Source organism: Aquimarina sp. AD10, assembly GCF_003443715.1.
Classification (GTDB): Bacteria; Bacteroidota; Bacteroidia; order Flavobacteriales; family Flavobacteriaceae; genus Aquimarina; species Aquimarina aggregata.
Genome location: NZ_CP031965.1, coordinates 3109554 through 3134328, shown reverse-complemented (window position 1 = coordinate 3134328; position 24775 = coordinate 3109554). Strand labels below are relative to the sequence as shown.

At 33.1% G+C, this 24775-nt stretch carries 17 protein-coding genes; 7 read left to right on the top strand and 10 right to left on the bottom strand.

All coding sequences use genetic code 11. From position 1 onward, the window contains the following. Window positions 1-67: 67 nt before the first annotated feature. The 7 genes from D1816_RS13095 to rplM all read right to left on the bottom strand — a co-directional run bounded on the left by D1816_RS13095 (window position 68) and on the right by rplM (window position 7261). A complete protein-coding gene (locus D1816_RS13095) occupies window positions 68-2557 on the bottom strand; it encodes a DUF5686 family protein (RefSeq protein ID WP_118503372.1) in 2490 nt (829 codons plus the stop codon). Between the two features lie 41 nt (window positions 2558-2598). After that, on the bottom strand, window positions 2599-3162 hold the full coding sequence (frr, locus tag D1816_RS13090; protein WP_066317434.1) for a ribosome recycling factor: 564 nt from the start codon (window positions 3160-3162) through the stop codon (window positions 2599-2601). A 26-nt stretch (window positions 3163-3188) separates the two neighbouring features. Further along, window positions 3189-3896: a UMP kinase gene (gene pyrH / locus D1816_RS13085; RefSeq protein WP_066317431.1), complete on the bottom strand. Its 708-nt coding sequence runs from the start codon at window positions 3894-3896 to the stop codon at window positions 3189-3191. A gap of 434 nt (window positions 3897-4330) precedes the next feature. Beyond that, the gene (gene tsf, locus D1816_RS13080; RefSeq protein WP_066317429.1) at window positions 4331-5296 is read right to left on the bottom strand and encodes a translation elongation factor Ts; all 966 of its coding nucleotides are present in this window, start codon (window positions 5294-5296) and stop codon (window positions 4331-4333) included. A gap of 164 nt (window positions 5297-5460) precedes the next feature. Next, window positions 5461-6291, bottom strand: a complete 831-nt coding sequence (gene rpsB / locus D1816_RS13075; protein ID WP_118503370.1) for a 30S ribosomal protein S2 — start codon at window positions 6289-6291, stop codon at window positions 5461-5463. Window positions 6292-6419: 128 nt separating this feature from the next. Next, complete coding sequence (rpsI, locus tag D1816_RS13070) at window positions 6420-6806, bottom strand: 30S ribosomal protein S9 (RefSeq protein ID WP_066317425.1); 387 nt, start codon at window positions 6804-6806, stop codon at window positions 6420-6422. Beyond that, window positions 6806-7261, bottom strand: coding sequence for a 50S ribosomal protein L13 (gene rplM / locus D1816_RS13065; protein ID WP_066317423.1), 456 nt, complete (start codon window positions 7259-7261; stop codon window positions 6806-6808). The genes rpsI and rplM overlap by 1 nt, the downstream gene beginning before the upstream one ends. Before the next feature lie 280 nt (window positions 7262-7541). Between rplM and D1816_RS13060 the strand changes: the two genes are divergently transcribed. From D1816_RS13060 to D1816_RS13040, 5 genes are all read left to right on the top strand, one after another. Further along, the gene (locus D1816_RS13060) at window positions 7542-10241 is read left to right on the top strand and encodes a DUF5916 domain-containing protein (RefSeq protein ID WP_066317421.1); all 2700 of its coding nucleotides are present in this window, start codon (window positions 7542-7544) and stop codon (window positions 10239-10241) included. A 101-nt stretch (window positions 10242-10342) separates the two neighbouring features. Beyond that, on the top strand, window positions 10343-11536 hold the full coding sequence (locus D1816_RS13055) for a serine hydrolase (protein ID WP_118503368.1): 1194 nt from the start codon (window positions 10343-10345) through the stop codon (window positions 11534-11536). A gap of 178 nt (window positions 11537-11714) precedes the next feature. Then, window positions 11715-13256 (top strand): DUF4832 domain-containing protein, encoded by a 1542-nt coding sequence (locus D1816_RS13050; RefSeq protein WP_118503366.1) that lies wholly within the window; start codon window positions 11715-11717, stop codon window positions 13254-13256. 426 nt (window positions 13257-13682) lie between these two features. Further along, window positions 13683-14150 carry a hypothetical protein gene (locus D1816_RS13045; protein ID WP_118503364.1) on the top strand — a complete coding sequence of 156 codons (468 nt, stop codon included), beginning with the start codon at window positions 13683-13685 and terminating at the stop codon, window positions 14148-14150. A gap of 110 nt (window positions 14151-14260) precedes the next feature. Further along, a complete protein-coding gene (locus tag D1816_RS13040) occupies window positions 14261-15784 on the top strand; it encodes a P-loop NTPase fold protein (protein ID WP_118503362.1) in 1524 nt (507 codons plus the stop codon). A gap of 42 nt (window positions 15785-15826) precedes the next feature. On the opposite strand, the gene polA is transcribed toward D1816_RS13040, so the two are convergent. Next, window positions 15827-18655 carry a DNA polymerase I gene (gene polA, locus D1816_RS13035; protein ID WP_118503360.1) on the bottom strand — a complete coding sequence of 943 codons (2829 nt, stop codon included), beginning with the start codon at window positions 18653-18655 and terminating at the stop codon, window positions 15827-15829. A gap of 381 nt (window positions 18656-19036) precedes the next feature. Here polA and D1816_RS13030 point away from each other — a divergent pair, with 381 nt between their 5' ends. Together D1816_RS13030 and D1816_RS13025 are read left to right on the top strand one after the other, a co-directional pair. Next, the gene (locus D1816_RS13030) at window positions 19037-20275 is read left to right on the top strand and encodes a metallophosphoesterase (RefSeq protein ID WP_066317399.1); all 1239 of its coding nucleotides are present in this window, start codon (window positions 19037-19039) and stop codon (window positions 20273-20275) included. A gap of 76 nt (window positions 20276-20351) precedes the next feature. After that, window positions 20352-20648, top strand: coding sequence for a co-chaperone YbbN (locus D1816_RS13025; RefSeq protein WP_066317397.1), 297 nt, complete (start codon window positions 20352-20354; stop codon window positions 20646-20648). On the opposite strand, the gene D1816_RS13020 is transcribed toward D1816_RS13025, so the two are convergent. Together D1816_RS13020 and D1816_RS13015 are read right to left on the bottom strand one after the other, a co-directional pair. Beyond that, window positions 20629-21291 (bottom strand): polysaccharide deacetylase family protein, encoded by a 663-nt coding sequence (locus D1816_RS13020; RefSeq protein ID WP_118503358.1) that lies wholly within the window; start codon window positions 21289-21291, stop codon window positions 20629-20631. The two genes, D1816_RS13025 and D1816_RS13020, sit on opposite strands and share 20 nt — an antisense overlap. 53 nt (window positions 21292-21344) lie before the next feature. Further along, a complete protein-coding gene (locus D1816_RS13015; RefSeq protein ID WP_118503356.1) occupies window positions 21345-24650 on the bottom strand; it encodes a DUF2723 domain-containing protein in 3306 nt (1101 codons plus the stop codon). Window positions 24651-24775: the final 125 nt, after the last annotated feature.

Genomic DNA, 24775 nt, shown 5'->3' with positions numbered 1-24775 from the left:
AAATGTAAGAATTTGAAGGTTTATTATTTGCGAATTATAGCAAGAAAATTAATAATTATATAATGCTTTAAAGTTTTAGATAAAAAGTAAACTTAAAAGAAATGTTATCTTCAAATCTAGGTAGGTGATATGCACCATATCTGTATGCAAAGCTTAATCCAAATCCAGCAAATAATTTATTGATTTCAAAACCTGATTCTTGATAAATTTGTTGTAGTGAGTCAAAGCCCACTCCTTGATGATTTTCTGGATTACTAACATCTCCAATTGCGTATCGCGTAATGAAAACTAATTCGGGTTTTAACCAATTTGCAATTTTCAAAGGTCTAATTCTGTGATTTATTTGCAAGGTAGCAAGGCGATCACTAAAGAATTCTCCAAAAAACATAGTTTCAAAGGTTCTTCTGCCGGCTACAGAGAATCGTTGTAAAACAGTTTCTTTTGTTGGAGCATTAGGGAATGCATGATACAAATGGGTTAGTGGAACGTCTCCAGTTGCTAGATCAGCTTCAAATAAGACACTGGTTCTAGATTGATTGATTCTTGTAATCACATATTGAGCTTTAACTCCTATTTTTCCGTAAGTAAAATCACTGTCAAAAATACCTTTAATACCTTGAGTGTACTGAGCAGTTACTTTTGGGTATCCGTCGTGAATTTCTTTAATACCGTTGGGTGTTTTTAAAAACTTGCTAAAAGGACTCCATCGTAAAGCAATTGTAGCTTCTGCAGTTTTATATGAAGAAAATAAATTTCCATTATTAAGAAATTGGTATCCTCCTGTTTGATCAATATTGCTAACAGAAAATTCAGTTTCGGATAAGAGTCTAGGAAAAATTTGATGTTGTAAACTTGTTCTCCAAGTTCTATGCTTATAGTAAAAATCAATATTTACTAATCGGGGTTCGAATAATGAATAGACTCGTCTATCGGTGAGGTATAAAAAACTACCTACTTCTTTAAGGTCGTCTGTATAATTTAGATTTAACCAGGAGCTTGAGTTTTTGTTTAATAAGACACCACCACCAATACCGAATTTTGATTTTTTATCTCTAAAACCATAAACTGCGTAACCTTCTAATCGGAAACGCTTTGAGAATTTCTTGTTAGTTAATCCACCAAGACCTAATCGTAAACCTTCAAAATTATTATATTTAATAGGGTAGGTAAGATCAAAATCAAAGAAACCAACAGGATAATATCCGATATTAAAACTTTGTATAACATCAATTCTTCTTTCTATATTTTGAGCTTTAACAATACTATCAACAATGGGGAAAGAATTGATGTCTTTTTCTGTAATACCACTCGTTCTGTATTTATTCCAGTATTCTTCTGATCTATTATTGGCTTCGGGGTCAACTTTAATAGAGGCATCTTGTAGTTTTACGTTTTGTCGATCATTTAAACGAATGTCGAATAAATCTGTTTTAGAAAGCAAAAAGTCATTGTTTCCGGTAAAACTTCTTTTGTCATTACCTAAACGACCTACAGAAATGCGACCTCCAAAAAGGCTTACTTTTTGTCTGCCTTTTCCTGGTCGAATAGATATTTCCTGATCAATAGGAAACCAACTATTTTGAGAATCGAAATACTTAAAATTGTGAGTTGCCATTACATCTAGCTCACCTCTTAATTCTAAGATAGCCTTCTGTATTGCTAATGTCTCTATATCTAGATATAATACACCTTCTAGGCTTGCAATTTTTTTAGACTTTCTAGGTTGAAAAAGGACGACTAAAGAAGGTCTTTTGCTTTGAACGGTGTCGAGAATTTTATAATAATAATTTTTAAGAGCTCGGTTAGATAGTGGACCGATGTATTTCTCGTTAAAAATGGTGTAATCTTCTTCGTATAGTGAATTTGATTGTATTTTTATCCCAAGTACATTATATATAGGCTCTTCAAACCCCGTCATTCTAGTTGCTAGAACAGTTTCTTTTCCTTTTGATTTTCTGGTGTATTGATGTTGGCTTACTTTTTCTGATAAGAAAGAGTGAGATTTATTTAGCAATTGTTCTATCTCAACATTTGTTGTGTCTTGGGTTTCTATTGTAGCCTGATTATCTTCTGTAATCTTGAACTTATTATAACTACTATAGCTAAAACTTTTTAAGGCCTTTTTGGGGTTGTTTTGATTTTTTCTTCGGATAGCTTTTTTGATCACTTTAGAAGCTATATTTTCTGCAACTGCAATTTTTACCGTAGATAGATTTTCTTCTTTAGGATGAAGCCTAATCTCTATTTTATCGGCACTTTTAGATTGTATTGTTAGTTTTTTCGTTTCATAACCTAGGTAACTTATCGTTAGATGTACGGGATGATTTTCGCATCGTATAGTGAACTCACCATTAACCGAGGTTAGTGCGTATGAGGAAACTTCAGTTGTTATAGAAGCAAAAGGTAGGGGCTGGGATGAGCTTGCGTCAATTACAATGCCCGTTATGTTAACTTGAGATAGTAAAACAAATTGAGAAAAAAGTAATAAACAAAATAATTTGTTTCGCATTATAGTGATCAGATTCAAGAAACGAAGATACAAAAAAAGCGTTTTCATATTGAAAACGCTTGGATATATAATTTTGGTGTATAAAAATACTAAACTGTCATTATTTCTTTTTCTTTCAGAGCTAACATTTCATCAATTTTTTTGATGTAATTATCTGTTAATTGTTGAATATCGAGCTCAGCATTTTTTGCCATATCCTCGGATAGACCATCTTTTTCTAGTTTTTTAATATCATTATTAGCGTTTTTGCGATCGTTACGCACACCGACTTTAGAATCTTCAGCTTCGGCTTTAGCTTGTTTTGCTAAATCTCTACGTCTTTCCTCGGTAAGAGGAGGTACGCTAATGATAACACTTTCTCCATTATTCATAGGGTTAAAACCTAGATTAGCCACTAGAATTCCTTTTTCTATTTCTTGAATAAGAGATTTTTCGAAAGGTTGAATAGTTATGGTTCTTGCATCGGGTGTACTTACGTTACCTACTTGATTTAACGGAGTAGGGGCTCCGTAATATTGAACCATTACACCACCTAACATTGCAGGAGAAGCTTTACCAGCTCTAATGTTAAGTAATTTTTTTTCTAAATGAGCAATTGCAGCTTGCATAGCTTCTTTGGTAGAATCTACAATAAAATCTATTTCTTCGTTCATTTTGTATTACTTTTCTTTGGACTGATCTATAAATTTACTTGAGTTCCAATAGCTTCACCAGAAACTACTTTAAGTAAGTTGCCAGCCTTGTTCATATCAAAAACTACTATTGGTAATTCATTTTCTTGACTTAATGTAAAGGCTGTAGTATCCATGACTTTTAAACCTTTACGCAAAACATCATCAAATGAAATAAAATCAAATTTTGTGGCATCTGCATTTTTTTCGGGATCAGAAGTATAAATTCCATCTACTCTAGTTCCTTTAAGTATTACATCAGCATTAATTTCTATAGCTCTTAATACTGCAGCAGAGTCAGTTGTAAAATATGGATTTCCTGTTCCTCCTCCAAAAATAACAACACGACCTTTTTCTAAATGGCGCATTGCTCTTCTTCTTATAAAAGGCTCAGCAACTTCATTAATCTTTACTGCCGATTGTAAACGAGTTGGTATTTCTGCATCTTCAAGTGCGCTTTGTAATGCTAATCCATTGATTACTGTTGCTAACATTCCCATGTGATCTGCTTGCACTCGATCCATTCCTTTACTAGCCCCAGCAACACCTCTAAAAATATTACCTCCTCCTATAACAATAGCGACTTGCACGTTTTCGTTAGTGATTTGTTTGATTTCATGGGCATACTCGGCCAATCTTTTTGGGTCTATACCATATTGGCGATCACCCATTAAGGCTTCACCAGATAATTTAAGTAATATTCTTTTGTATTTCATCGTGAGGTTTAACTATGGTGCAAATATAATGATATTCTTAATTTAGAAAATACTTTAAATGAATTTGAAGGGAAATGGATTTTTTTTCGGATTCTAGGGACTTTTTGTGATATTAAAATCCCCCTTTTAAAATGGGTTTTTTTCCCCTAGTGTTTTTGTTGATTGGCTTTGATTTATGTCATAGGTTTGTCCTGAGGAAAACAAAAAAAATGAGGGGGATGATAAGTGTTTTTAATATAGTGTTTTAACATCAGAATTGACTGATTGGGGAGTTAGTCTTTATTTGGGGGCAAAACCTTGAAGCAATTTAAGGCGAAGTGTTGTTGTAAATATTATTGAAGAAATATTTTGAAAAATGAAGAAGAAAAAACCGCTTCTATTTTTATAGAAGCGGTTTTTGTTTCTTGCACAAGGCAAAATATTTATAGTGTTGTTTATCCTAAAGATACTCTTTCGAAACTAACAACAGCAACATCACCTAATGACTGAACATAATCAGCAACGCTTTTCTTTTCATCTTTAATGAAATTTTGGTCAAGAAGACATTGTTCTTGATCTAAAGTTGTGTTGTCAGAAATAAATCTTTCTAACTTACCAGGAAGAATTCTATCCCAAATTTGTTCAGGTTTTCCTTCAGCTTTAAGTTCTTCTTTTAATCTTTCTTCAGCTTTAGCAATAACATCATCTGTTAATTGTGCTCTAGAAATAAATTGAGGAACATTTTTTAAAGTTTTTCCTAACCTTCCTAATTCGATATTTTCTTTTTCAATGGCAGCAATTCTTGCTTGTGTTTCAGAAGCAACATATTCTGGATCAAAATCTTTGTATGATAATGTAGTAGCACCCATAGAGGCAACTTGCATAGAAATATCTTTGGCAAGAGTTTCTGCACTATCTATAGCTGTAGATAAACCAGTTAGGGCACCAATTTTATTACCGTGAACATAGGCGCCAACGAAAGGAGCTTCTAGTACTTTGAAATCTCCAATTTCAATTTTTTCTCCGATAACACCTGTTTGTTCAGTAAGTTTTTCCTGAACAGTCATGCCATTAAAGTCTGCAGCCAAAAATTCATCTTTTGTATTCGTGTTAAGAGCAAGTTCAGCTAATTCTTTTGCTAGAGAAACAAATGAGTCATTTTTTCCAACGAAATCTGTTTCACAGTTAAGAGATACAATAACTCCTTTGTTTTTAGATTCGTTAACTTTTGCGATAACTGCACCTTCAGAAGAATCTCTGTCGGCTCTTTTGTCTGCAATTTTTTGTCCTTTTTCTCTAAGAATTTTGATAGCTTTATCAAAATCTCCGTCAGCTTCTACAAGTGCTTTTTTACAATCCATCATTCCGGCACCTGTAGCTTTTCTTAATTTATTTACTTCTGCGGCTGTAATCTTTGCCATATCTTTAAATATTTAATTATTTTGTGTTTAAAAAAATAAGTCGTTTAGTAAGTACTGCAAAAGTAAATAACCAAACGACTCATCGATTTTATATTAAAGTTAAGCTTAATTAAAATTAAAACTCAACTTCGAATTTTAAAAAGATTGTTAGCTTGTCAATCTGTTTATTCTTCTTCTTGCTTTGCAACTTCTTCAGTCACTGCAGGAGCAGGTGCTGCTTCAGTAGCCACAGCTGCTGGTGCTGGTGCTGGTTTTTCAGCTTTAGCTTTTGCAGGAGCATCCTTTTTAGGAGCTTCTTTAGAAGCTTTTCTTTCGCTTAACCCTTCAATAATAGCATCACTAACATAAGTCATTACTTTATCGATTGATTTAGAAGCATCATCATTTGCAGGGATTAGATAGTCTACTTGACGTGGGTCAGAGTTAGTATCTACCATTGCAAAAATAGGAATGTTTAATTTCTGAGCTTCTTTTACTGCGATGTGCTCGCGAGTAATATCTACAACAAATAAAGCTCCAGGTAGACGAGTCATGTCAGAAATAGAACCAAGGTTCTTTTCTAATTTAGCTCTTAAACGATCTACTTGAAGGCGTTCTTTCTTAGATAGTGTGTTAAAAGTACCGTCTTTCTTCATTCTATCAATAGCGGCCATTTTCTTAACGGCTTTACGGATAGTAACAAAGTTAGTAAGCATTCCACCAGGCCATCTTTCAGTAATATATGGCTGATTTGCTTTGCTTGCCTTTTCGGCTACGATTTCTTTAGCTTGTTTTTTGGTTGCGACAAAAAGGATTTTTCTGCCTGATGCTGCGATCTTTTTCAAAGCTTCACTAGCTTCATCAATTTTTGCAGCAGTCTTATATAAGTTAATGATGTGAATACCATTACGCTCCATATAAATATATGGTGCCATATTGGGATCCCATCTTCTTGTAAGGTGTCCAAAGTGTACACCTGCATCAAGTAATTCTTTTACTTCGATATTGTTTGCCATTTTTTGTAATAGTTTACGTTCTGTTGAATTAGCAATGTACAAGTGGCTACTTTAACGTATGGCCTTGTGCATTTAGATGCTAAACTAACTCCCTTACAGGGGATAACAACAAATACTGTTTTAATAAATTAACGTTTAGAGAACTGGAATTTCTTACGAGCTTTCTTCTGACCGAATTTCTTACGCTCTACCATTCTTGGATCTCTGGTTAACAAACCTTCTGGTTTCAAGATAGATCTGTTTTCTTCGTCTAATTCGCATACCGCTCTTGATATAGCTAAACGAACAGCTTCTGCTTGACCAGTAATTCCTCCACCATATACATTTACATTTACATCGTATTTGTCCTCATTACTTGTTAAAGTTAATGGTTGGTTTACTTTGTATTGTAAAGTTGCAGTAGTGAAATACTCATTAAGGTCTTTTTTGTTAACCGTAATTTTTCCAGAACCATCTTTAAGATAAATTCTAGCTACAGCCGTTTTTCTACGACCAATTTTGTGAATAACTTCCATTACTTAAATTCTTTTAAGTTAACAGTTTTTGGCTGCTGTGCATCTTGATTGTGTTCTGCGCCAGCATAAACCTTTAGATTACGAAATAAAGCCGCTCCTAATTTGTTTTTAGGTAGCATTCCTTTTACCGCTTTTTCGATTAAACGCTCTGGATTCTTGTCATACAATTCCTGAGCAGTAAGACTTCTTTGCCCTCCAGGATATCCTGTGTGACGGATATAAGATTTTTCCGTCCACTTTTTTCCTGTTAAGTTGATTTTATCGGCATTGGTAATGATAACATTATCACCGCAATCAACGTGTGGGGTAAAGCTAGGTTTGTGCTTACCTCTTAATAGTATCGCTACTACAGAAGAAAGACGTCCTAAAGTCTGTCCCTCAGCATCTACATGCAACCATTCTTTTGTAACGGTAGCTTTGTTTGCAGATACTGTTTTGTAACTTAATGTGTCCACACTAATTAATTTTTACTTATTAAACATTCCTTTTCCTATATAAAATAGGGGTGCAAATGTACAATTATATATTTATATAGCAAACCGCTAGTTGATATTATTTTTAATGTTGGATCTATTGGTTTTCAGATAGATTGCTTAAGTAGTTAGGTAATTGTTTATTTTCTGCTTTAGAATCATCATTTCTTGTTAATTTTTTATTAAAAAATAATATGTAGTGTGACAAAAGTTGATAATTCATATCATATTAGGGATATCAATCATCAAACGAATAATCAGTATGAAAATTTTACACCTTTTTTGGGTACTTTTTTTATTTCCACCTCTTGTTTTTGCACAAGATTCAACAGCAACTAAAGCTGTCGAAAAAAAGATTTATAGAACAAAACCACTAAATGGAACTCCCCCACCGACTATAGATGGAATTATTAATGAAACTAATTGGGATTTAGTGTCTTGGGGAGAAGGGTTTGTAGAAAACGAACCTGATGAAAACACACCACCAAGTCAAGAAACAAGGTTTAAGATATTGTATGATCAAAAATACCTGTATGTAGCCTATCGTTGTTTTGACACAGAACCAGATAAAATTGAAAAGAGATTGTCTAGACGCGACGGTTTTGCTGGGGATTGGGTAGAGATGAATTTAGATAGTTATCATGACAAACGAACCGGGTTTTCATTCACCATTACGGCCGCAGGTGTTAAAGGTGATGAGTTTATTTCTAGAAATGGAAATAATTGGGATAGTAGTTGGAATCCAATCTGGTATGCTGCTACAAATATAGACGATAAAGGTTGGACCGCAGAAGTTAAAATTCCTTTAAGTCAATTAAAATTTGGAAAGAGTAAAGAACAAATATGGGGCTTGCAAGTAAATAGGAGACTTTTTAGAAAAGAAGAACGATCCGTATGGCAACGTGTACCTCAAGATGCACCGGGTTGGGTTAGCGAATTTGGAGAACTTCATGGGTTAATAGATATAGAACCACAAAAACAACTAGAAATTCAGCCTTTTGGAGTTGTGCAATATGATACTTTTCCTAAAGAAGAAGGTAATCCTTTTAGAGATGGGGATGATTTTAAACTTAATGGAGGCCTAGATGCAAAAATTGGAATTACAAATGACCTAACAATGGATTTGACAGTAAATCCTGATTTTGGTCAAGTCGAAGCAGATCCTGCAGCGATTGCACTTGATGGTTTTCAGATATTTTTTAGAGAACAACGACCATTTTTTGTTGAGAATAAGAACATTTTTGATTATCGTTTTGCTAATGGTCAGGATAATGTTTTTTACTCGCGTAGAATTGGTAGAAGCCCACAAGGTAGTATTTCAGAATTAAACAATGAATCTGTAGATCGACCTGTAAACACAACAATTTTAGGTGCTGCTAAGTTTAGTGGTAAAACAAAGGATGGATGGTCTATTGGTATATTAGAGAGTGTAACTTCTAGAGAAATAGCTAAGATTGAAGATGAAAATGGAAATGAAAGGGAGGCTATTGTAGAGCCGCAAACTAATTATTTTGTTGGTAGAGTGCAAAAGGATTTCAATGATAGAAATTCTTTTATCGGAGGTATTTTTACCGCTACTAATCGCAACTTAGGAGATGCGTTTGATATAGACGAGGATAATCCAGATACAGATGAAACCATTGAAGTTGCAGGAACAAGAGAAAATAATTTAAATCTTCTTAGAAAATCGGCTTATAGTGGGGGTATAGATTTTAGACATAATTGGAAAGATAGAAAGTATTATGTTGAAGGAAATATAGTAACAAGTCGTGTAGAAGGGTCAAAAGAAGCAATAGAAAATACACAAGAAGAACTTACACACCTATTTAATCGCGTAGATGCTGATCATGTCGAAGTAGACCCTAATAGAACTTCACTTACCGGAACAGGAGGGAAGCTCGTAGGAGGAAAATCAGGAGGTGGTAATTGGCGTTACAATGTAGGGATGTTTTGGCGTTCTCCAGAATTAGAGTTAAATGATATTGGTTTCTTACGTCAAGCAGATGAAATAAGGCAGTTTGCTAATGTGCGTTATTTATTTTTGAAACCAACTAAATTGTATAGAAGGGCTAACCTTGGCTTTGATCAGTTTAGTACTTACGATTTTGAAGGCAATTATAATCGTATTCAATACAGTGTAAGGGGTGAAATTAATTATATAAATAATTGGTGGACAGAAGGAGAGTATATTCATAAACCTAGAATTTTTACCAATACCATTTTAAGAGGTGGACCACGTTTTCGTTTTTCAGAAGAAAATATAGCCGTATTGTTTTTTGGTTCGGATCGAAGAAAAAAATTCAGCTTTGTAATGGGGCATGTGAATTCTTGGACATGGGATAATAACTTTTCTTTTAAACGATATGTATTACGGTTGAATTATCAGCCATTTGATGCTTTTAGTCTGTCTTTAAATCCAGAATTTAGTATCAATCCTAATAAAACACAATATGTAACCGAAACCGATTTTAATGGTACGCCAAGATATATAACTGCAGATATAGAACAACAAACGTTAAGTGCCAGTATTCGGTTAAATTATAATATTAACCCTAATCTAACCATACAATATTATGGACAACCTTTTATTTCAAGAGGTAGGTACAAGGATTTTAATTTTGTAAATAACCCAATAGCTAAAGATTTATCCGAAAGGGTAACCTTGTTTGATAATAATCAAATCTCTTTTGCCGATGATACCTATAGTATAGATGAAGATAGAAATGGTACTGTAGATTATACTGTTGATAATCCAGATTTTGCATTTGTGCAGTTTCGTTCTAATTTGGTATTGCGATGGGAGTATATTCCTGGGTCTGAAATATTTTTGGTTTGGTCGCAGGGTGTTACAGGAAGTGGAGACTCCAATGATCATTTGTTTAGGAGTTTGAATAATCAAATTTTAGATCAGCAACCCGAAAACACGTTTCTAATAAAGGCTACATATCGTTTTGTTTTATAGAGAGGATTTATTTTTCTTAGTTTATAGGTATTTGTGAGTGAAAAACTTTTTATGCATACTATTTTAAGTGTATTTTGCAACAATTAAGATAGTGTTAGTGTATGAAGTATTTTTATGTAGTATCCTTTGTTTTTTTTGCAATATCATGTAGTGCTCCAGCTCCCAAAGAGAAAACGGTAACTGTAGTAGAGACTCCAGTAGTATCAAAAAAAGATTCTTTATCTCTGTTTTTAGAACATTACGAGAAGTTTTTTGCTACTAATTTTAATGTATCAGAATGTCCTGGTGCTGCTGTTGTAATTGTTAAAGATTCTACAGTGGTTTATAAAAAAGGATTTGGAGTAAAAGAAATTCACACTCAAGATTCTGTAGATGTTAATTCTGTTTTTCGAATTGCGAGCTTGTCAAAAGGTGTAACCGCTGTGCTTGCAGGTAATTTAGTAGATCAGCAGGAGTTAAAATGGAATCAGTACATTAAAGAGTCTTTAAATACATTTGACCTAAGAAACAAGGAGCAAGCTAGTAGACTTAAAGTGAATCATGTATTGTCACACACAACAGGATTGTATCCATACACATATACTCGACTTATACAACAAGGATTGTCATTGGATCAGATAATAAGACGCTTTAAAAGAAAAGGGGTAGTCGCTAGAGAAGGAGTAAATTATGAGTATCAAAATGCTATATTTTCTGTCATTGAAAAAATAATGGAAAAACAAACAGGAACTTCCTTTGAATTATTATTAAAAGAGCGAATTTTTGAGCCAGCATCAATGCATACTGCTTCGAGCACGTTTGCTGCTATAAAAAGTAACACTAATGTTGCGTTACCACATTCATATAATCATTACTCAAAAAAATATAGCTTAGATCGCTTACATAAAAATTACTATAATGTAGCTGCGGCTGGTGGTATTAACGCATCAATTTCGGATATGGGAGAGTACCTTAAAGTGTTATTAGGATATCGACCAGATATTATTTCTAAAGAAAGACTTCAAGAAATTTTTAATCCGGTAATCTGTACTAGCGATAAGGACACCTATGTTAATTTATGGGATGGTGTTACGGATTCATTCTACGCAAAAGGCTGGAGAATATTAGATTATAGAGGAAGACGAATTGTCTATCATGGAGGTAATGTAAATCAATATAAAACCCAATTAATGGTAGACCCTGATCACAAAATTGCCATTTGTGTATTGTTTAATGCCCCCAATCCTTTTAATGGACCTGTGATCCCAACATTTCTTAATTATTACGACTTTTACAAGGATGTGTTAGAAAACTAAGTACAATATTATTTGTTTATAATCTATTAGGAAGGTCTTGTATGGTCTTACTTCTTTATGGGTATCAACTTAACCATATGGTTATATGTTTTCATGATATTTAAATTTAGACCAGTTGACAATAAAACGGTTTCTGTTTTAGTTTTAACTACTAAATGATAACCATTTAATTAAAATCATGAAAAAAGCAAGTGTACTACTTTTTTTGATTACCATAATCTTCTTAAAAGGATGTTCTAACAGTGACTCGACTATAGCAGAAGATCCGGACAGTGATACTATAGATCAAGTACGAGTCACATATTTCGAGGATGACTCTGATTTTCCGAATCCGGATAGAGGGTTTTACAGGTATTCTGAAACAAAAGCTAGTAGCTATGTAGTGCTGAATGAAAATAAACTAAAAGAATATAGAGCTCCTTCGATGTCCTCAGGAGCAAATTATAATTCTATAAGTACATTAATTTTTAGGTATTATGTATTAGACGAGTTTGTAGATAAGCCTATTTCTAGTGATTTTTTGTTGAAAATGGAAGAAGATTTTATTGCGGCAAGAAATGCAGGGGTAAAATTAATACCAAGGTTTACATATACCATTACGGCTAATTCGGGGCCATGCCCAGCTGGATTTATCTGCCCACCTTACGGAGATGCATCTAAAGATATTATTCTTAATCATATTGCTCAAATAGGACCTGTAATAACCAATAATATAGATGTTATTAATTGTTTACAAATGGGGTTGATCGGAACTTGGGGAGAAAATTACTATACCGATTTTTTTGGAGATGCTTCGAATAATGATACGCAAGGAAAATTGATAGATAAGAACTGGGAAGATAGAATCGTTATTTTAAAAGCATTATTGGATGCGACTCCAAATGATTTAATGATACAGGTTCGCTACCTTCAGATGAAACAAAGATATGTCTATGGTATAAGTTCGCCAACAAGTGCAGAGGCTTTAGTTATTGAAGAAGCTTTTACTGATAATGATAAAGCAAGAATTGGTTTTCATAATGATTGTTTGTTTGCTAGTGCAGATGATTTTGGTACATATACAGATTATGGAAACTCATCCTCATCTAGTGTTACTGATATAGATAACTTAAAAAAGTATTTTAAAGAAGATAGTAAATATGTTATTGTTGGTGGCGAAACATGTAATGATGGGTATAGTCCTCAGAATGATTGTACTCCAATTGGCATAGCACATACAGATTTAAGAGAACTGCATTATACATTTTTAAATGCAGATTATAACAATGAAGTCAATAATGATTGGACTGATGGAGGATGTATAGAAGAAATTAAAAAGAATCTAGGGTATAGGTTTGTTTTAAAAGAAGCCCTGTTTCCGACCAAAGCTATTTTAGGAAATAGCTTTGAAATTTCAATAGATTTAGAAAATATTGGATATGCATCGCCAGTAAGAGGCAGAAATGTGATTTTGATTTTAAAGCATAAGTCTTCTGATGATGTTTTAAGGTTTGTCTTTAATACAGATGTTCGTAAATGGTTTTCTTCTGTTAATTTAAAAGAAACTTTTACTTTACCAGATGCAGCTGTGCCTGGAGATTATGATGTTTTTATTCATCTAGCAGATAAATATGAGACAATCTCAAAAAGGTCAGAGTATAGTATTAGATTGGCTAATAAAGATGTATGGGATGCATCTACTGGATATAATAATCTAAATTATGTACTCAAAGTAGAGTAATTGTTTTGCTTGGGCTCTGGTAAGAAAAATTAAAAACCCCGCTGATTATTATTTTAATCAACAGGGTTTTAGGTATTGGGGTCAAAAAAATAAAAATTAATTATTCTAAACGAAAGCCTCTATCACCTACTAGTAGTTTCTAAAGACTACAGTTTTTTCTTGTTTTGATATTCTTATTCGATGTGTTGTCTATAACAAAGAAATATAGATATCATCTTATATCAGAATAATATTAAGTCAAAGGGAAAAAATGGCTTTAAGTAGGAAAAAATATCCTTTAAGATGAAAGTGGTGGTAAGATTTTATGATGAATGCATCAGGGTAATATGATATAGAAAAGTTAATTAAAAGTTAACATGTCTTCATCTAATTTTATTGGTACAATGATTGGTTAAACACCCATCATAACAATAAATTATTTAAACCATGAAAAAAACAATAGTAAGCATTTTAGCATTAGGATTATTAATAGTGTCTTGTTCAAACGATGACGATGCAGGGGATAGTTTCAAGAGAGTTACCTATACATTGATTGAAGTAAATGTAGAAAACCCAACAGATGGAAATGGAGATGGGATAGCAAATAGAAATGAAATGTTAGAAACAGACTGTTATGAGAATACTCAACTTGTTTTAGAGAGCCCAACAGAATTTTATAATGTAGATGGAAAATTTGGATACTTAGATACAGGTTTGCAGTTATCTGTGAGTTGTCAAAGTGATGGGTATAATGGGTCTTATGAGTTTGTAGATAACAAGTTAATGCTGAAAAGCGATGAGAAAGGAGTCGAAACTTTTGAAATAACAGAGGATAAACTTAAAGTGTCGTATCAGTGGACATTTTTTGACGGAGATTTAGAGAAGAAAGCAGAACTTGTGTATCAAAAACAATAAATAAGGTGCAAGATATCAATCTTGTGTAAGATGTAGGAAATTGTAATATAATTTTGATTACTATAATTAGACAAAAGAGTTTTTCTTATTTTTAGATAAACTCTTTTTTTATGCCAAAACTCTTATCAAACCTACCAATTAAAAACCTTACCGCCGAGACAGATTACCTAGGGATTATTGATAAGGCAAATTTGATTAAAATCTTTTTAGAAGCCAATACAGAAGGTTTTTCTGAAATCAAGATGTTTGCATTATATGGCGAGTGGGGAAGTGGTAAAAGTACCTTGATGAAGTATCTTGAAAAAGAACTAAAAACTTCTTTTAATACTTATTTTTTTGAAGCTTGGGAGTTTGAAAGTGACTCGAATTTATCTTTATCACTTCTAGAATACTTAATTAAAAAGACAAAATTAGTTGAAGAACAGGTGTCTGAAGAAATTTTAGATATAGCCGAGAAGCTTCTAAGAGGTTTTACCAAATCAATAAGATTGTCGATTCCTGGTTTAAGTATAGATGGTAAGCAAATAGTCGAAGCTTTAGAGGGTGAAAAAGAAAAGTCTTTTTTAGAACTTAAAGAAGAGTTTAAAACTGAGTTTGTTAGATGGGAAGATTTTGTTACAAAAAGAGATGCTCCTAAATATAATATTGTTTTTATAGATGATCTTGATCGTTGTGAACCCGAAAATGTTTTGAATCTTTTGTCAGCAATAAAGCTATTGTTTAGTTATGGCAAGAAAACAATTTTTTTCTTTGGAATTGATAAGGAAGCAGTAAGAGCAGCTGTAAAAACCAAATACGGAGAGGTTTTAAAAGCTGATGAGTATTTAGAAAAGATTTTTGATATTTCTTTTTCTATGCCTAGGGATCATGAAATTTTGAAATTGGTAAGGTGTTATTTTCCAAGTCTAACTATAGAGCATAAAGAAATAAAGCAAAAATGGGATGAAGCTATCACCAATTTTTTTAAAGAGCTTAAATTTGAGAATCCAAGAAGAATAAAAAAGGTGCTGAATAAATATGTTTTGCTAACCCGAGTAAAAAAAATTGTAAAAGAGCAAACTTATAGTAAATCTATACCTAATATTTTTATTGGAGAAGGTGATAAAAGTAGCTTTTTTGAAACAGTACTAGTGCTATATTTTATAATTATTGAGGAGTTTTATTCAGAATTGTCAAACAGTATTTTTGATTTAAAAAAGAAAAAAAGTAGATATGAAGAAGGGTTGAAGCATGTTTTTTCTCATGAAGAAGATTGGGTTGTTAAGTCAGGATTAGAATATATAGGTGACTTTTTTAACTCAAATACTCTTAAAACTCCTTTAAATAAATTGTCAATCAATTACTGTAAAGATGATTTAGTAGCGGGTACGAATCTGAATGGGAATATTGCGGGTAAAAACAGAAGAAAACTAGGGGCTTTTTATGTTTGTTTGGGACCTGTAGATGTCATAAAAATTAAAGGAAGTTCCCTTGTGCATTTGGATTGGATGGAAGATTTGATCCCAATGCGTAAATCCATAGATTATTTATTTTTTAAATATATTTTGAGCAATCAAATAATTGTGAGTCAATGTGAGAGATTAAGTGATTTATCTCTATTAGAAATTAAAAATATGGTTTCAAAACTTCTATAAATCATTAGAAGTTTTGAAACCATATTTTAATACATTTTTGTTTTAATGTGCTTCTAGCCAATTATTACCTAGGCCTAAGTCCACATCTAGTGGCACAGCAAGTTTGTATGCGTTTTCCATTTCTGTTTTTATAAGAGTTTTGATAACTTCAAGTTCTTGCTTGTAGACATCAAAAACCAATTCATCATGTACTTGCAATAACATTTTTGTTTTATAATTGCCTTCTTTCAATTTGTTGTGAATGTTAATCATGGCAATTTTTATAATATCCGCCGCACTTCCTTGGATAGGAGCATTTACAGCATTTCGCTCTGCTGCTCCACGAACTATTGCATTTGCAGAGTTAATGTCTTTAAGGTATCTACGTCTGCCTAAAACAGTTTGTACATAGCCATTTTCTCGAGCAAAATCAACTTGCTCGCTCATATAATTACGTAACTTCGGATAGGTTTTATAATAAGTGTCTATCAATTCTTTAGCTTCGCTACGCGATAAACTTGTCTGATTACTTAATCCAAAAGCAGAAACTCCATAAATAATACCAAAATTAACCGTCTTTGCATTGCTACGTTGTTCTCTACTAACTTCATCAAGAGAAACATTAAATACTTTGGCAGCGGTAGATGCATGAATATCTTCTCCGTTTTTAAAGGCCTCGATCATAGTTTCTTCTTCACTTAAGGCCGCTATGATACGTAATTCTATCTGAGAATAATCTGCTGCTAATAAAGTGTACTCCTCGTTTCTAGGAACAAATGCTTTTCTTACTTGTCTACCTCGTTCGGTTCGTATTGGGATATTTTGTAAATTAGGATTGTTAGAACTTAGTCGCCCTGTGGCAGCAACCGTTTGCATATAATCTGTATGTACACGTCCTGTATTTTCATTAATTTGATTAGGCAGTGCATCAACATAAGTACTTTTTAATTTAGATAGTCCTCTAAAATCTAATATATTCTGAATGATTTCATGATCTTTGGCTAAATATGATAATACATCTTCTGCAGTAGAGTATTGACCTGTTTTAGTTTTTTTAGGTTTATCAACCAATTTCATTTTTTCAAATAAAATAATACCTAATTGTTTAGGGGAAGCGATATTGAATTCTTCTCCTGCTTCAGTATATATTTTTTGTTCAAGGTCTTTAATGTCATTATCCAAATCGTTTGAGAGCGATTGTAAAAATTCTTTGTCAAGATTAATACCCTCGACTTCCATAGCTGCTAAAACACGTAAAAGTGGGATTTCTATGTCTTCGAATAAAGAAATGGTACTTGCTTCTTTTAATTCAGGTGCAAAATGTTCTTTTAATTGAAAAGTAATATCTGCATCTTCTACAGCATATTCTGTTTGTTTGTCTACAGGAACTTGCCTGAACGAAAGTTGATTTTTACCTTTTTTACCTATAAGTTCTGTAATTGAAACTGGACTATAGTTTAGGTATGTTTCAGCCAGTACATCCATATTATGTCTCATATCTGGATTGATAAGGTAATGGGCTAACATGGTATCAAACAATACGCCTTTTACTTCGATATCGTATTTTGCTAATACCTTGATGTCGTATTTTAAATTTTGTCCAATTTTTGTAATGTTTTCTGCTTCAAAGAATGGTCTAAGTTGTTCGATGAGTTCTTGTGTTTCTTCACGATTCTCGGGACACGGAATATAGAATCCCTTGCCAGATTCCCATGAAAATGCAATTCCTACTAGCTCTGCCGTTAATGGATCGAGTCCTGTAGTTTCGGTATCAAAGCAGACGTTCTCTTGCTTAAGTAAATTTTGCAAGAATAACTTCATTGCCATCCCGGGGGCAATACTTTGGTAAAAATGCTCTGTATTAGCAATTGTTTTTCTACTAGAATGTGATGCTGTTTCTCCAGGTTGTTCTGCATCTCCAAATAAAGAAAATTGTCCAGCACCGGCTTGGGAAGTTTGTTTTTTTGAAACTTCTTTATTACCCGTTGTTCCAGTAGATGAGGTTTCTTCTGAGAATATTTTAACTAATTGGTCTGTTAATCGTCTAAATTCAAGCTCTTCAAAAATAGAACTCACCTTTTTTATATCAGGTTTTGAGACCTCGTAGTCTTCTGCATTAAAAGTAACATCGCAGTCAAGAATTATAGTAGCTAATTTTTTAGAAAGTAGACCTAACTCGGCATTAGCTTCTACTTTTTCCTTCATTTTTCCTTTTAATTGATCTGTATTTGCCAAAAGCCCTTCCATAGACCCATATGCTGCGATAAATTTTTTGGCGGTCTTATCTCCAACTCCAGGAAGACCTGGAATATTATCTACGGCATCTCCCATCATGCCTAAGTAATCAATTACTTGCTCAGGGCGCTCTACCTCAAATCTTTTTTGAACTTCAGGAATCCCCCAAATTTCAATACCATTACCCATTCTGGCTGGGCGATACATAAATATGTTTTCAGAAACTAGCTGGGCATAATCTTTATCTGGAGTCACCATGTAAGTTTGATACCCTTCTTTTTCTGCTTGTTTGGCAATTGTTCCAATCAAATCATCGGCTTCTACACCTGCACGTTCGATAATAGGAATGTGCATTGCTTTTAGTATTTCCTGAATTATAGGTACTGCTATTTTAATGGCTTCTGGAGTTTCATCACGATTAGCTTTGTATTCAGGAAAGATTTCTAAACGATCTTTACTTCCTTGTTTGTCAAAGGCTACAGCTAGGTGATCTGGATTTTCTCTTTTGATAACATCAAATAAAGAGTTTACAAAACCCATTACTGCAGAGGTGTCTTGACCTTTGGAGTTAATTCTTGGATTTTTGATTAAAGCATAATATCCACGAAAAATAAGGGCAAATGCATCTAGAAGAAAAAGACGTTTTTGTGACATGATGTGCGTAAATTTTTAGGAATGCAATATATTGATATAATCGAGAAGATTAAATTAATTAAGCTTCAAAAAAACAGAAAAAAGAAATGCCGTCAAGACCTGACGGCATTTCGCCCCAAAATAAAATTGATAACAATGTATCAACTACTTTAAATGCGTTTGTAATTTTATATAGAAAAAAAATTGTTTCTTAAAATAAATAATTCTTCGAAGTTACAAATAAAAATCTTACATGTAAAAGATTTTATTAAGATTTATCATGTTCTATGGGGTTAAATTTAACTGTTTTTAGTGTTTTCTTTATTATATCGTTAATTTTTACTTAAAAATAGTAGCATATTAAAAAGGAGAGATAGCTTTGCTTTGTTATTGAATTAGAATATTATGCGTTGGTTAATTCCTATTTTTATATACCTGTTACTCGAGTTCTATGCGTATCAGGCTATCAAAACTCTTACAAGAAATCAAATAGTGCAAATAGGCTATCTGGTTTTATCTTTGGCAATTCTAGGTTATGCAATTTATGTTTTTGCTAATTATGATCGAAGCGTTGGTCCTACAAAATATAGTTTAAGGGCTAGTGCAATGTTGTTGTTAACAATAGTTCCTAAGTTGATTATAGTGTTGTTTATGTTCGGAGAAGATATCATTAGAGTATGTGTAGCTGGATATACATATTTAACCAATACCTTTTTTGATGGTACAGCAACAGAATATCTTCCTGATCGAAGGAAATTTATAAGTAAGATAGCAATTGGTATAGCCGCTATACCTTTTGCAGGCTTGTTACACGGTATTTTTAGAGGTAAATACAATTTTAAGGTAATTAGTCATGTGTTGCATTTTGAAGATCTTCCTGATGCTTTTGATGGTTTTAGAATTACGCAAATTTCTGATATTCATTCTGGCAGTTTTGATGATGTAGAAAAAATAGAATATGCTGTAGATCTTATTAACGAGCAAGATACCGATATGCTTCTTTTTACGGGTGATATAGTGAACACCATGGCAAAAGAAATGGATGATTGGATAACTACTTTTAAGCGTATCAAAACACCAACATATGGTAAGTATTCTGTATTAGGTAATCATGATTATGGAGAGTACGTTACTTGGGATAGTGAAGAAGAAAAAGAAGCTAATTTCCAGGCTATAAAAGATATTCATAATAAAATTGACTTTAATCTGTTACTTAATGATAGCACCTTTGTTGAAAAAGAAGGAGAACGTATTGCTGTAATTGGAGTAGAAAACTGGGGACATAATTTTAAAAAAGCAGGAGATCTTACAAAGGCATCACAAAAAGTAAGCAAAGAAGATTTTAAGATTTTGTTGAGCCACGATCCTTCTCATTGGGAATATGAAGTTAAAAAACATGATGATCATTTTCATCTTACATTAAGTGGTCACACACATGGTTTTCAGTTTGGAATCGAGATTCCAGGATTTGTAAGATGGAGCCCGGTACAATATGTATACAAGCAATGGGCAGGTATGTATGATGAAATGGGACGATATTTAAATGTGAATCGTGGATTTGGTTTTCATGCTTTTCCCGGAAGAGTGGGGATTTGGCCAGAGATTACAGTTATAGAATTGAGAAAGGGTTCAAAGCCGTCTTAATTCATAGAAAGTGTTATATTTACAATTGTTTATGGGTAATATATTAGAAAACCTTAAAACATAAAAATTTTTGAACATGTCAAAGTTTGGAGATATAATAGGTATTGGTGTTCCGGTGTTGCTGGACTTTTATACCGAATGGAATGAGCCATCTGTTTCTATGCATCCCGTATTGAAAGATGTGGCTGCTGCTCTTGGTGATAAGGGCAAGGTTATAAAAATTGATGTAGATAAAAATGAAGAGCTTGCTACTGCATTGCGAATTAAGGGACTTCCTACATTAATGATTTATAAAGAAGGTGAAATGGTATGGCGACAAAGTGGTGAGCAAGATGCTAATACTTTGATAGGTCTTATGAAGGAGTACGTTTAATAGAAATCGCTTCAAAAGTGTAGCCTCTGTTAGAAAAATAATCTAAAACTTTAGGTAGCGCATATTTAAGGTTGATGGATGCTTTTTTGCTATCATGAAATACCACAATACTTCCCGATTCTGTATTTTTTATTACATTTTGTGAGCATTCCTGCGGAAGGATAGTTTTATCCCAATCTTTTGATAAAACATCCCACAAAATTATTTTGTAACCTAGTTTCTCTATTGTTTTAAATTTAGAATAACTTATTTGACCATAAGGGGGTCTAAATAGCTTTGTGTATATATCTGTGGTTTGATAATGCTGCAGTATTAATTCTTCGCAATCACTAATGTTGTCTAGGTATGTTTTAGAGTTGCTTTTCCAGACCTTTAAATGATTCATCGTATGGTTACCAATAGCATGCCCGTGGTCTATTATTTTTTTAAAAATATGAGGGTGTTTTTTGATATTTTCTCCAATACAAAAAAAGGTAGCTTTGGCATTGTATAATTTTAACTGTGCTAAAACAAACTCTGTTATTTCTGGTATTGGACCATCATCAAAAGTTAAATATATTTTTTTTTCGTTTTGGACATGTAGATCCCAAGTATATGTAGAGAAAAATTGTTTTAGAATTTTTGGGGTCTTTGCAGGGATCAATTTGTTTCAATTAATAAAAAAGAGAGCTTTGTAAAAAGCTCTCTTTTTGAGTTTTATTTTGTAATTGTATCTAAGGAGTCTAATGATTGTTCCTGTTGGTTTTGAAACTCTTTAATTAAGTCTTCTTCTTGTTTTCTTATGGCTTCTTCATCATCATACCCTTCATCTGCAGAGTAAAGCCTTGTAAATAATCCAAGATATCTGTTAAATTCGTCAGCTTTTTCCTCTATCATTTCACGATCTTGATTCATTAGAAGCAGGTCTACAACACTTCGATAACGCTCTACGTTTGTAACGATATCCTCGGCATAATTGTATTGTTCTTTAAGATCCAAACTTCCAAAATAGGTGAGTTTTTCCTGATATTTTTTAGCAATTTTATTCCAAAGATCACGAGCTTTTTGTTTTTCTCCTATTTGGTAGTATCCTGTTACATAAGGTTCTAGTAAGGTGTAGTATTCATAATACTCTATAGGCATCTTGTTCATAGCTAAGTCAATAATATCTTTAGCTTTGTCTTTTTTGCCTTCCTTAATAAGAGTTTCAACTAATCTGGCAAGATTACTTCTGTAGGTTATTGCATTTTTTCTAGTTTCTGGGTCATGATATATATCTGGACTATTACTATTACCCCAGTCCCAACTCATAACATTATTATACATAAGCTCTGTATTGATTCTACCCATTTCATATGGATTTCGCTTATCTACTTTTGTACGAATAGGTACTAGTTTGAAGGTAACACCATCAAGTTGTAGGTAATCTTTCATCCATAAGAAATCATCATCTCCATAGCTTCCACCTGTAAAATAGATTGGTCTTTCCCAGTTGTTATTGGCAATAATGTCTAGCATTAAAAGCCTATTTTTGAATAATAAATCTCCTTTTAGGTGAATGTCGATATAAGGCACTATAAGATCAGCATCTTCTTGAGATACAATACCATTTTTAAGCACAGCTTCTTTATCTACAGGTATTCTTATATGTTTAGTAGGAAATGTATTTACTTTTTTGCCACTTTGTAGATCGCCTTTGGTTCTTGGGTCATCTGTTTCGATCCATCTCATCCAATTCTTAATAAGCATTGTATCGCTAGTAACAGGTTTAAAGTAAATGGCATCATTATTTCCAAACCTGTAAAAATCATGCGTGAGTTGTGATGGAATTGGCTTGCCTTCATACGCGGCTCTTTTCATCTGATCAATGTACCAATCAGTAGCAAAAAGACTTGTGTTTACTGTTCTAACATCGGTTCTGTATTCTTCTATTTCCTGAGCGTACCATAAGGCAAAAGTGTCATTATCTCCTATGGTAAAAAGAATGGCATCTTTTTGACAAGACTGCAAATACATTTTTGCCATAGCCTGAGCAGTATATCTATTAGATCGATCATGATCATCCCAGTTTTCTGATGCTAAAAGTACAGGAACTGCGAGTAGACAAACTGCGGTTATTATGGGGGCTAAAAGCTTTGGTTTTAGATATCCTTTTAATAAATCAAATAAAGCGTATACTCCAAAGCCAATCCATATCGAGAACACATAAAAAGACCCTACTAATGCGTAATCTCGTTCTCTTGGTTCAAAAGGTCTTTCGTTTAGGTATATTTTTAATGCTAAACCGGTAAACATGAAAAAGATAAATAATACCCAGAAATTTTTCTTATCTCTTTGCAACATAAACACAAAGCCTATTAATCCTAATAAAAGCGGTAAGAAATAATATGTATTTCTTGCTTTGTTTTTAAGGGTGTCAGAAGGTAAATTATCTTGAGACCCTAAGCGCATTTCATCAATAAATGTAATACCGCTTAACCAATTCCCTTCTAGGCTAGTTAATTTACCTTGATTATCATCTTGTCGTCCAACAAAATTCCACATAAAATAACGCCAATACATATATCCCATTTGGTAGTCAAAGAGATATACTACATTATCCCATAGTGAAGGTTTTTCTACATCTATATAGTTTCCAAAAGACTGTAGAAATTTATGATAATCACTATTATCAAGTTTTCCTACGGCATATTCTCTTCTAAATTCGGTAACTGCTTTCAGCAATTCTTCTTCACTTTGGTATTCTGGTTTTATAGTAAATTTTATGGGTCCAGTAAACTCCATATAATTGGCAATATGCTCGGTGCTCCACATTCTTGGTAGAAATGCTTTATGAGCATTATCAAGATTTTGTCTAGCATTTTTCCAATCGTTTACGATGATGTACTTACCTGTTTTAAGGTCTTTTTCGTATTTAGGTTTATCGTCTTCGTACGGATTATTTTCGTCTAATTGAGAATAGATTTCAGTAAACTGAGGACCATAAAATAGATGGGTTTCAGGGTATTGCTCTAGGTTATAATATGCTAATAGCTCACGCGCATTATTTGGGTTGTTCTCGTTAATTACGGTACCAGCATTTGCACGAATAGGTAGCATTACCCAACTTGAAAATCCTAATAGAATAAATACAACACATAGTAACAATGTGTTTAGTTGAACATAATCTTTCTTACGAGTGTATTTTATACCAAAGTAAAAGGCTGCTATGATAATAAGTCCAGCTATGATTGTACCTGAATTAAAAGGTAGTCCAATCGAATTTACAAAAAACACCTCTGCAGCTCCAAAGAACTTAAGGGTAGATGGTAGTAGTAATTTAAAAATGAATAAGAGTATTGCAACCACAGATACATTAGCAATAATAAAATTCTTTATAGTTATTTCTTTGTAATTTTTAAAGTAATATAACAGTCCTATAGCAGGTATAGATAATAGTCCCATAAAATGAACTCCAAAGGATAGACCTACTATAAAAGAAATCAAAATAAGCCATTTGTTACCTCTAGGCTTATGCATATCTCTTTCCCAAAGTAATCCTAGATAAAAGAGAACCGATAGTATGCAGATGGCCATAGCATATACCTCGGCTTCTACAGCATTAAACCAAAAACTGTCTGTAAATGTAAATGATAGAGCTCCTACTAGTCCACTACCTAAAACCGCAATGGCCTTACTTTCTGTAAATTCTTCATCTTTTACAATTACTTTTTTTGCCAAAATTGTAATCGACCAAAACATAAATAATATAGAAAATGCGCTAGCAAAGGCAGAAGTCATGTTTACCATTAAGGCGATTTGAGTAGGATCGGTTGCAAATAACGATGCAAAAGCGCCTATCATTTGAAATAATGGCGCGCCAGGTGGATGTCCTACTTGAAGCTTTGATGAAGTAGCAATGTATTCACCTGCATCCCAAAAACTTGCAGTGGGTTCTACGGTCAAAGAGTATACACATAGTGCGATGGCAAATACTGCCCAGCCAATAATTTTATTCCACTTACTAAAGTTGAATGTGCTCATAAAAATGTATTCGGTTATATAACTTGAGGCGAATTTAATAATAAAAATACTTCTACCTTGTTTTTTTTAGCAAACGCTTAACACAAGTTTATATTTTAAATATATATTTCATCTTAGAAAAGAGC

Bases quoted from the DNA above. Each gene is read 5' to 3' on its own strand.
- D1816_RS13055 (WP_118503368.1), top strand. From the start codon at position 10,343: ATGAAGTATTTTTATGTAGTATCCTTTGTTTTTTTTGCAATATCATGT.
- D1816_RS13040 (WP_118503362.1), top strand. From the start codon at position 14,261: ATGCCAAAACTCTTATCAAACCTACCAATTAAAAACCTTACCGCCGAG.
- pyrH (WP_066317431.1), bottom strand. From the start codon at position 3,896: ATGAAATACAAAAGAATATTACTTAAATTATCTGGTGAAGCCTTAATG.
- D1816_RS13045 (WP_118503364.1), top strand. From the start codon at position 13,683: ATGAAAAAAACAATAGTAAGCATTTTAGCATTAGGATTATTAATAGTG.
- tsf (WP_066317429.1), bottom strand. From the start codon at position 5,296: ATGGCAAAGATTACAGCCGCAGAAGTAAATAAATTAAGAAAAGCTACA.
- frr (WP_066317434.1), bottom strand. From the start codon at position 3,162: ATGAACGAAGAAATAGATTTTATTGTAGATTCTACCAAAGAAGCTATG.
- D1816_RS13015 (WP_118503356.1), bottom strand. From the start codon at position 24,650: ATGAGCACATTCAACTTTAGTAAGTGGAATAAAATTATTGGCTGGGCA.
- rpsI (WP_066317425.1), bottom strand. From the start codon at position 6,806: ATGGAAGTTATTCACAAAATTGGTCGTAGAAAAACGGCTGTAGCTAGA.
- rpsB (WP_118503370.1), bottom strand. From the start codon at position 6,291: ATGGCAAACAATATCGAAGTAAAAGAATTACTTGATGCAGGTGTACAC.
- D1816_RS13025 (WP_066317397.1), top strand. From the start codon at position 20,352: ATGTCAAAGTTTGGAGATATAATAGGTATTGGTGTTCCGGTGTTGCTG.
- D1816_RS13050 (WP_118503366.1), top strand. From the start codon at position 11,715: ATGAAAAAAGCAAGTGTACTACTTTTTTTGATTACCATAATCTTCTTA.
- D1816_RS13060 (WP_066317421.1), top strand. From the start codon at position 7,542: ATGAAAATTTTACACCTTTTTTGGGTACTTTTTTTATTTCCACCTCTT.
- D1816_RS13030 (WP_066317399.1), top strand. From the start codon at position 19,037: ATGCGTTGGTTAATTCCTATTTTTATATACCTGTTACTCGAGTTCTAT.
- D1816_RS13095 (WP_118503372.1), bottom strand. From the start codon at position 2,557: ATGAAAACGCTTTTTTTGTATCTTCGTTTCTTGAATCTGATCACTATA.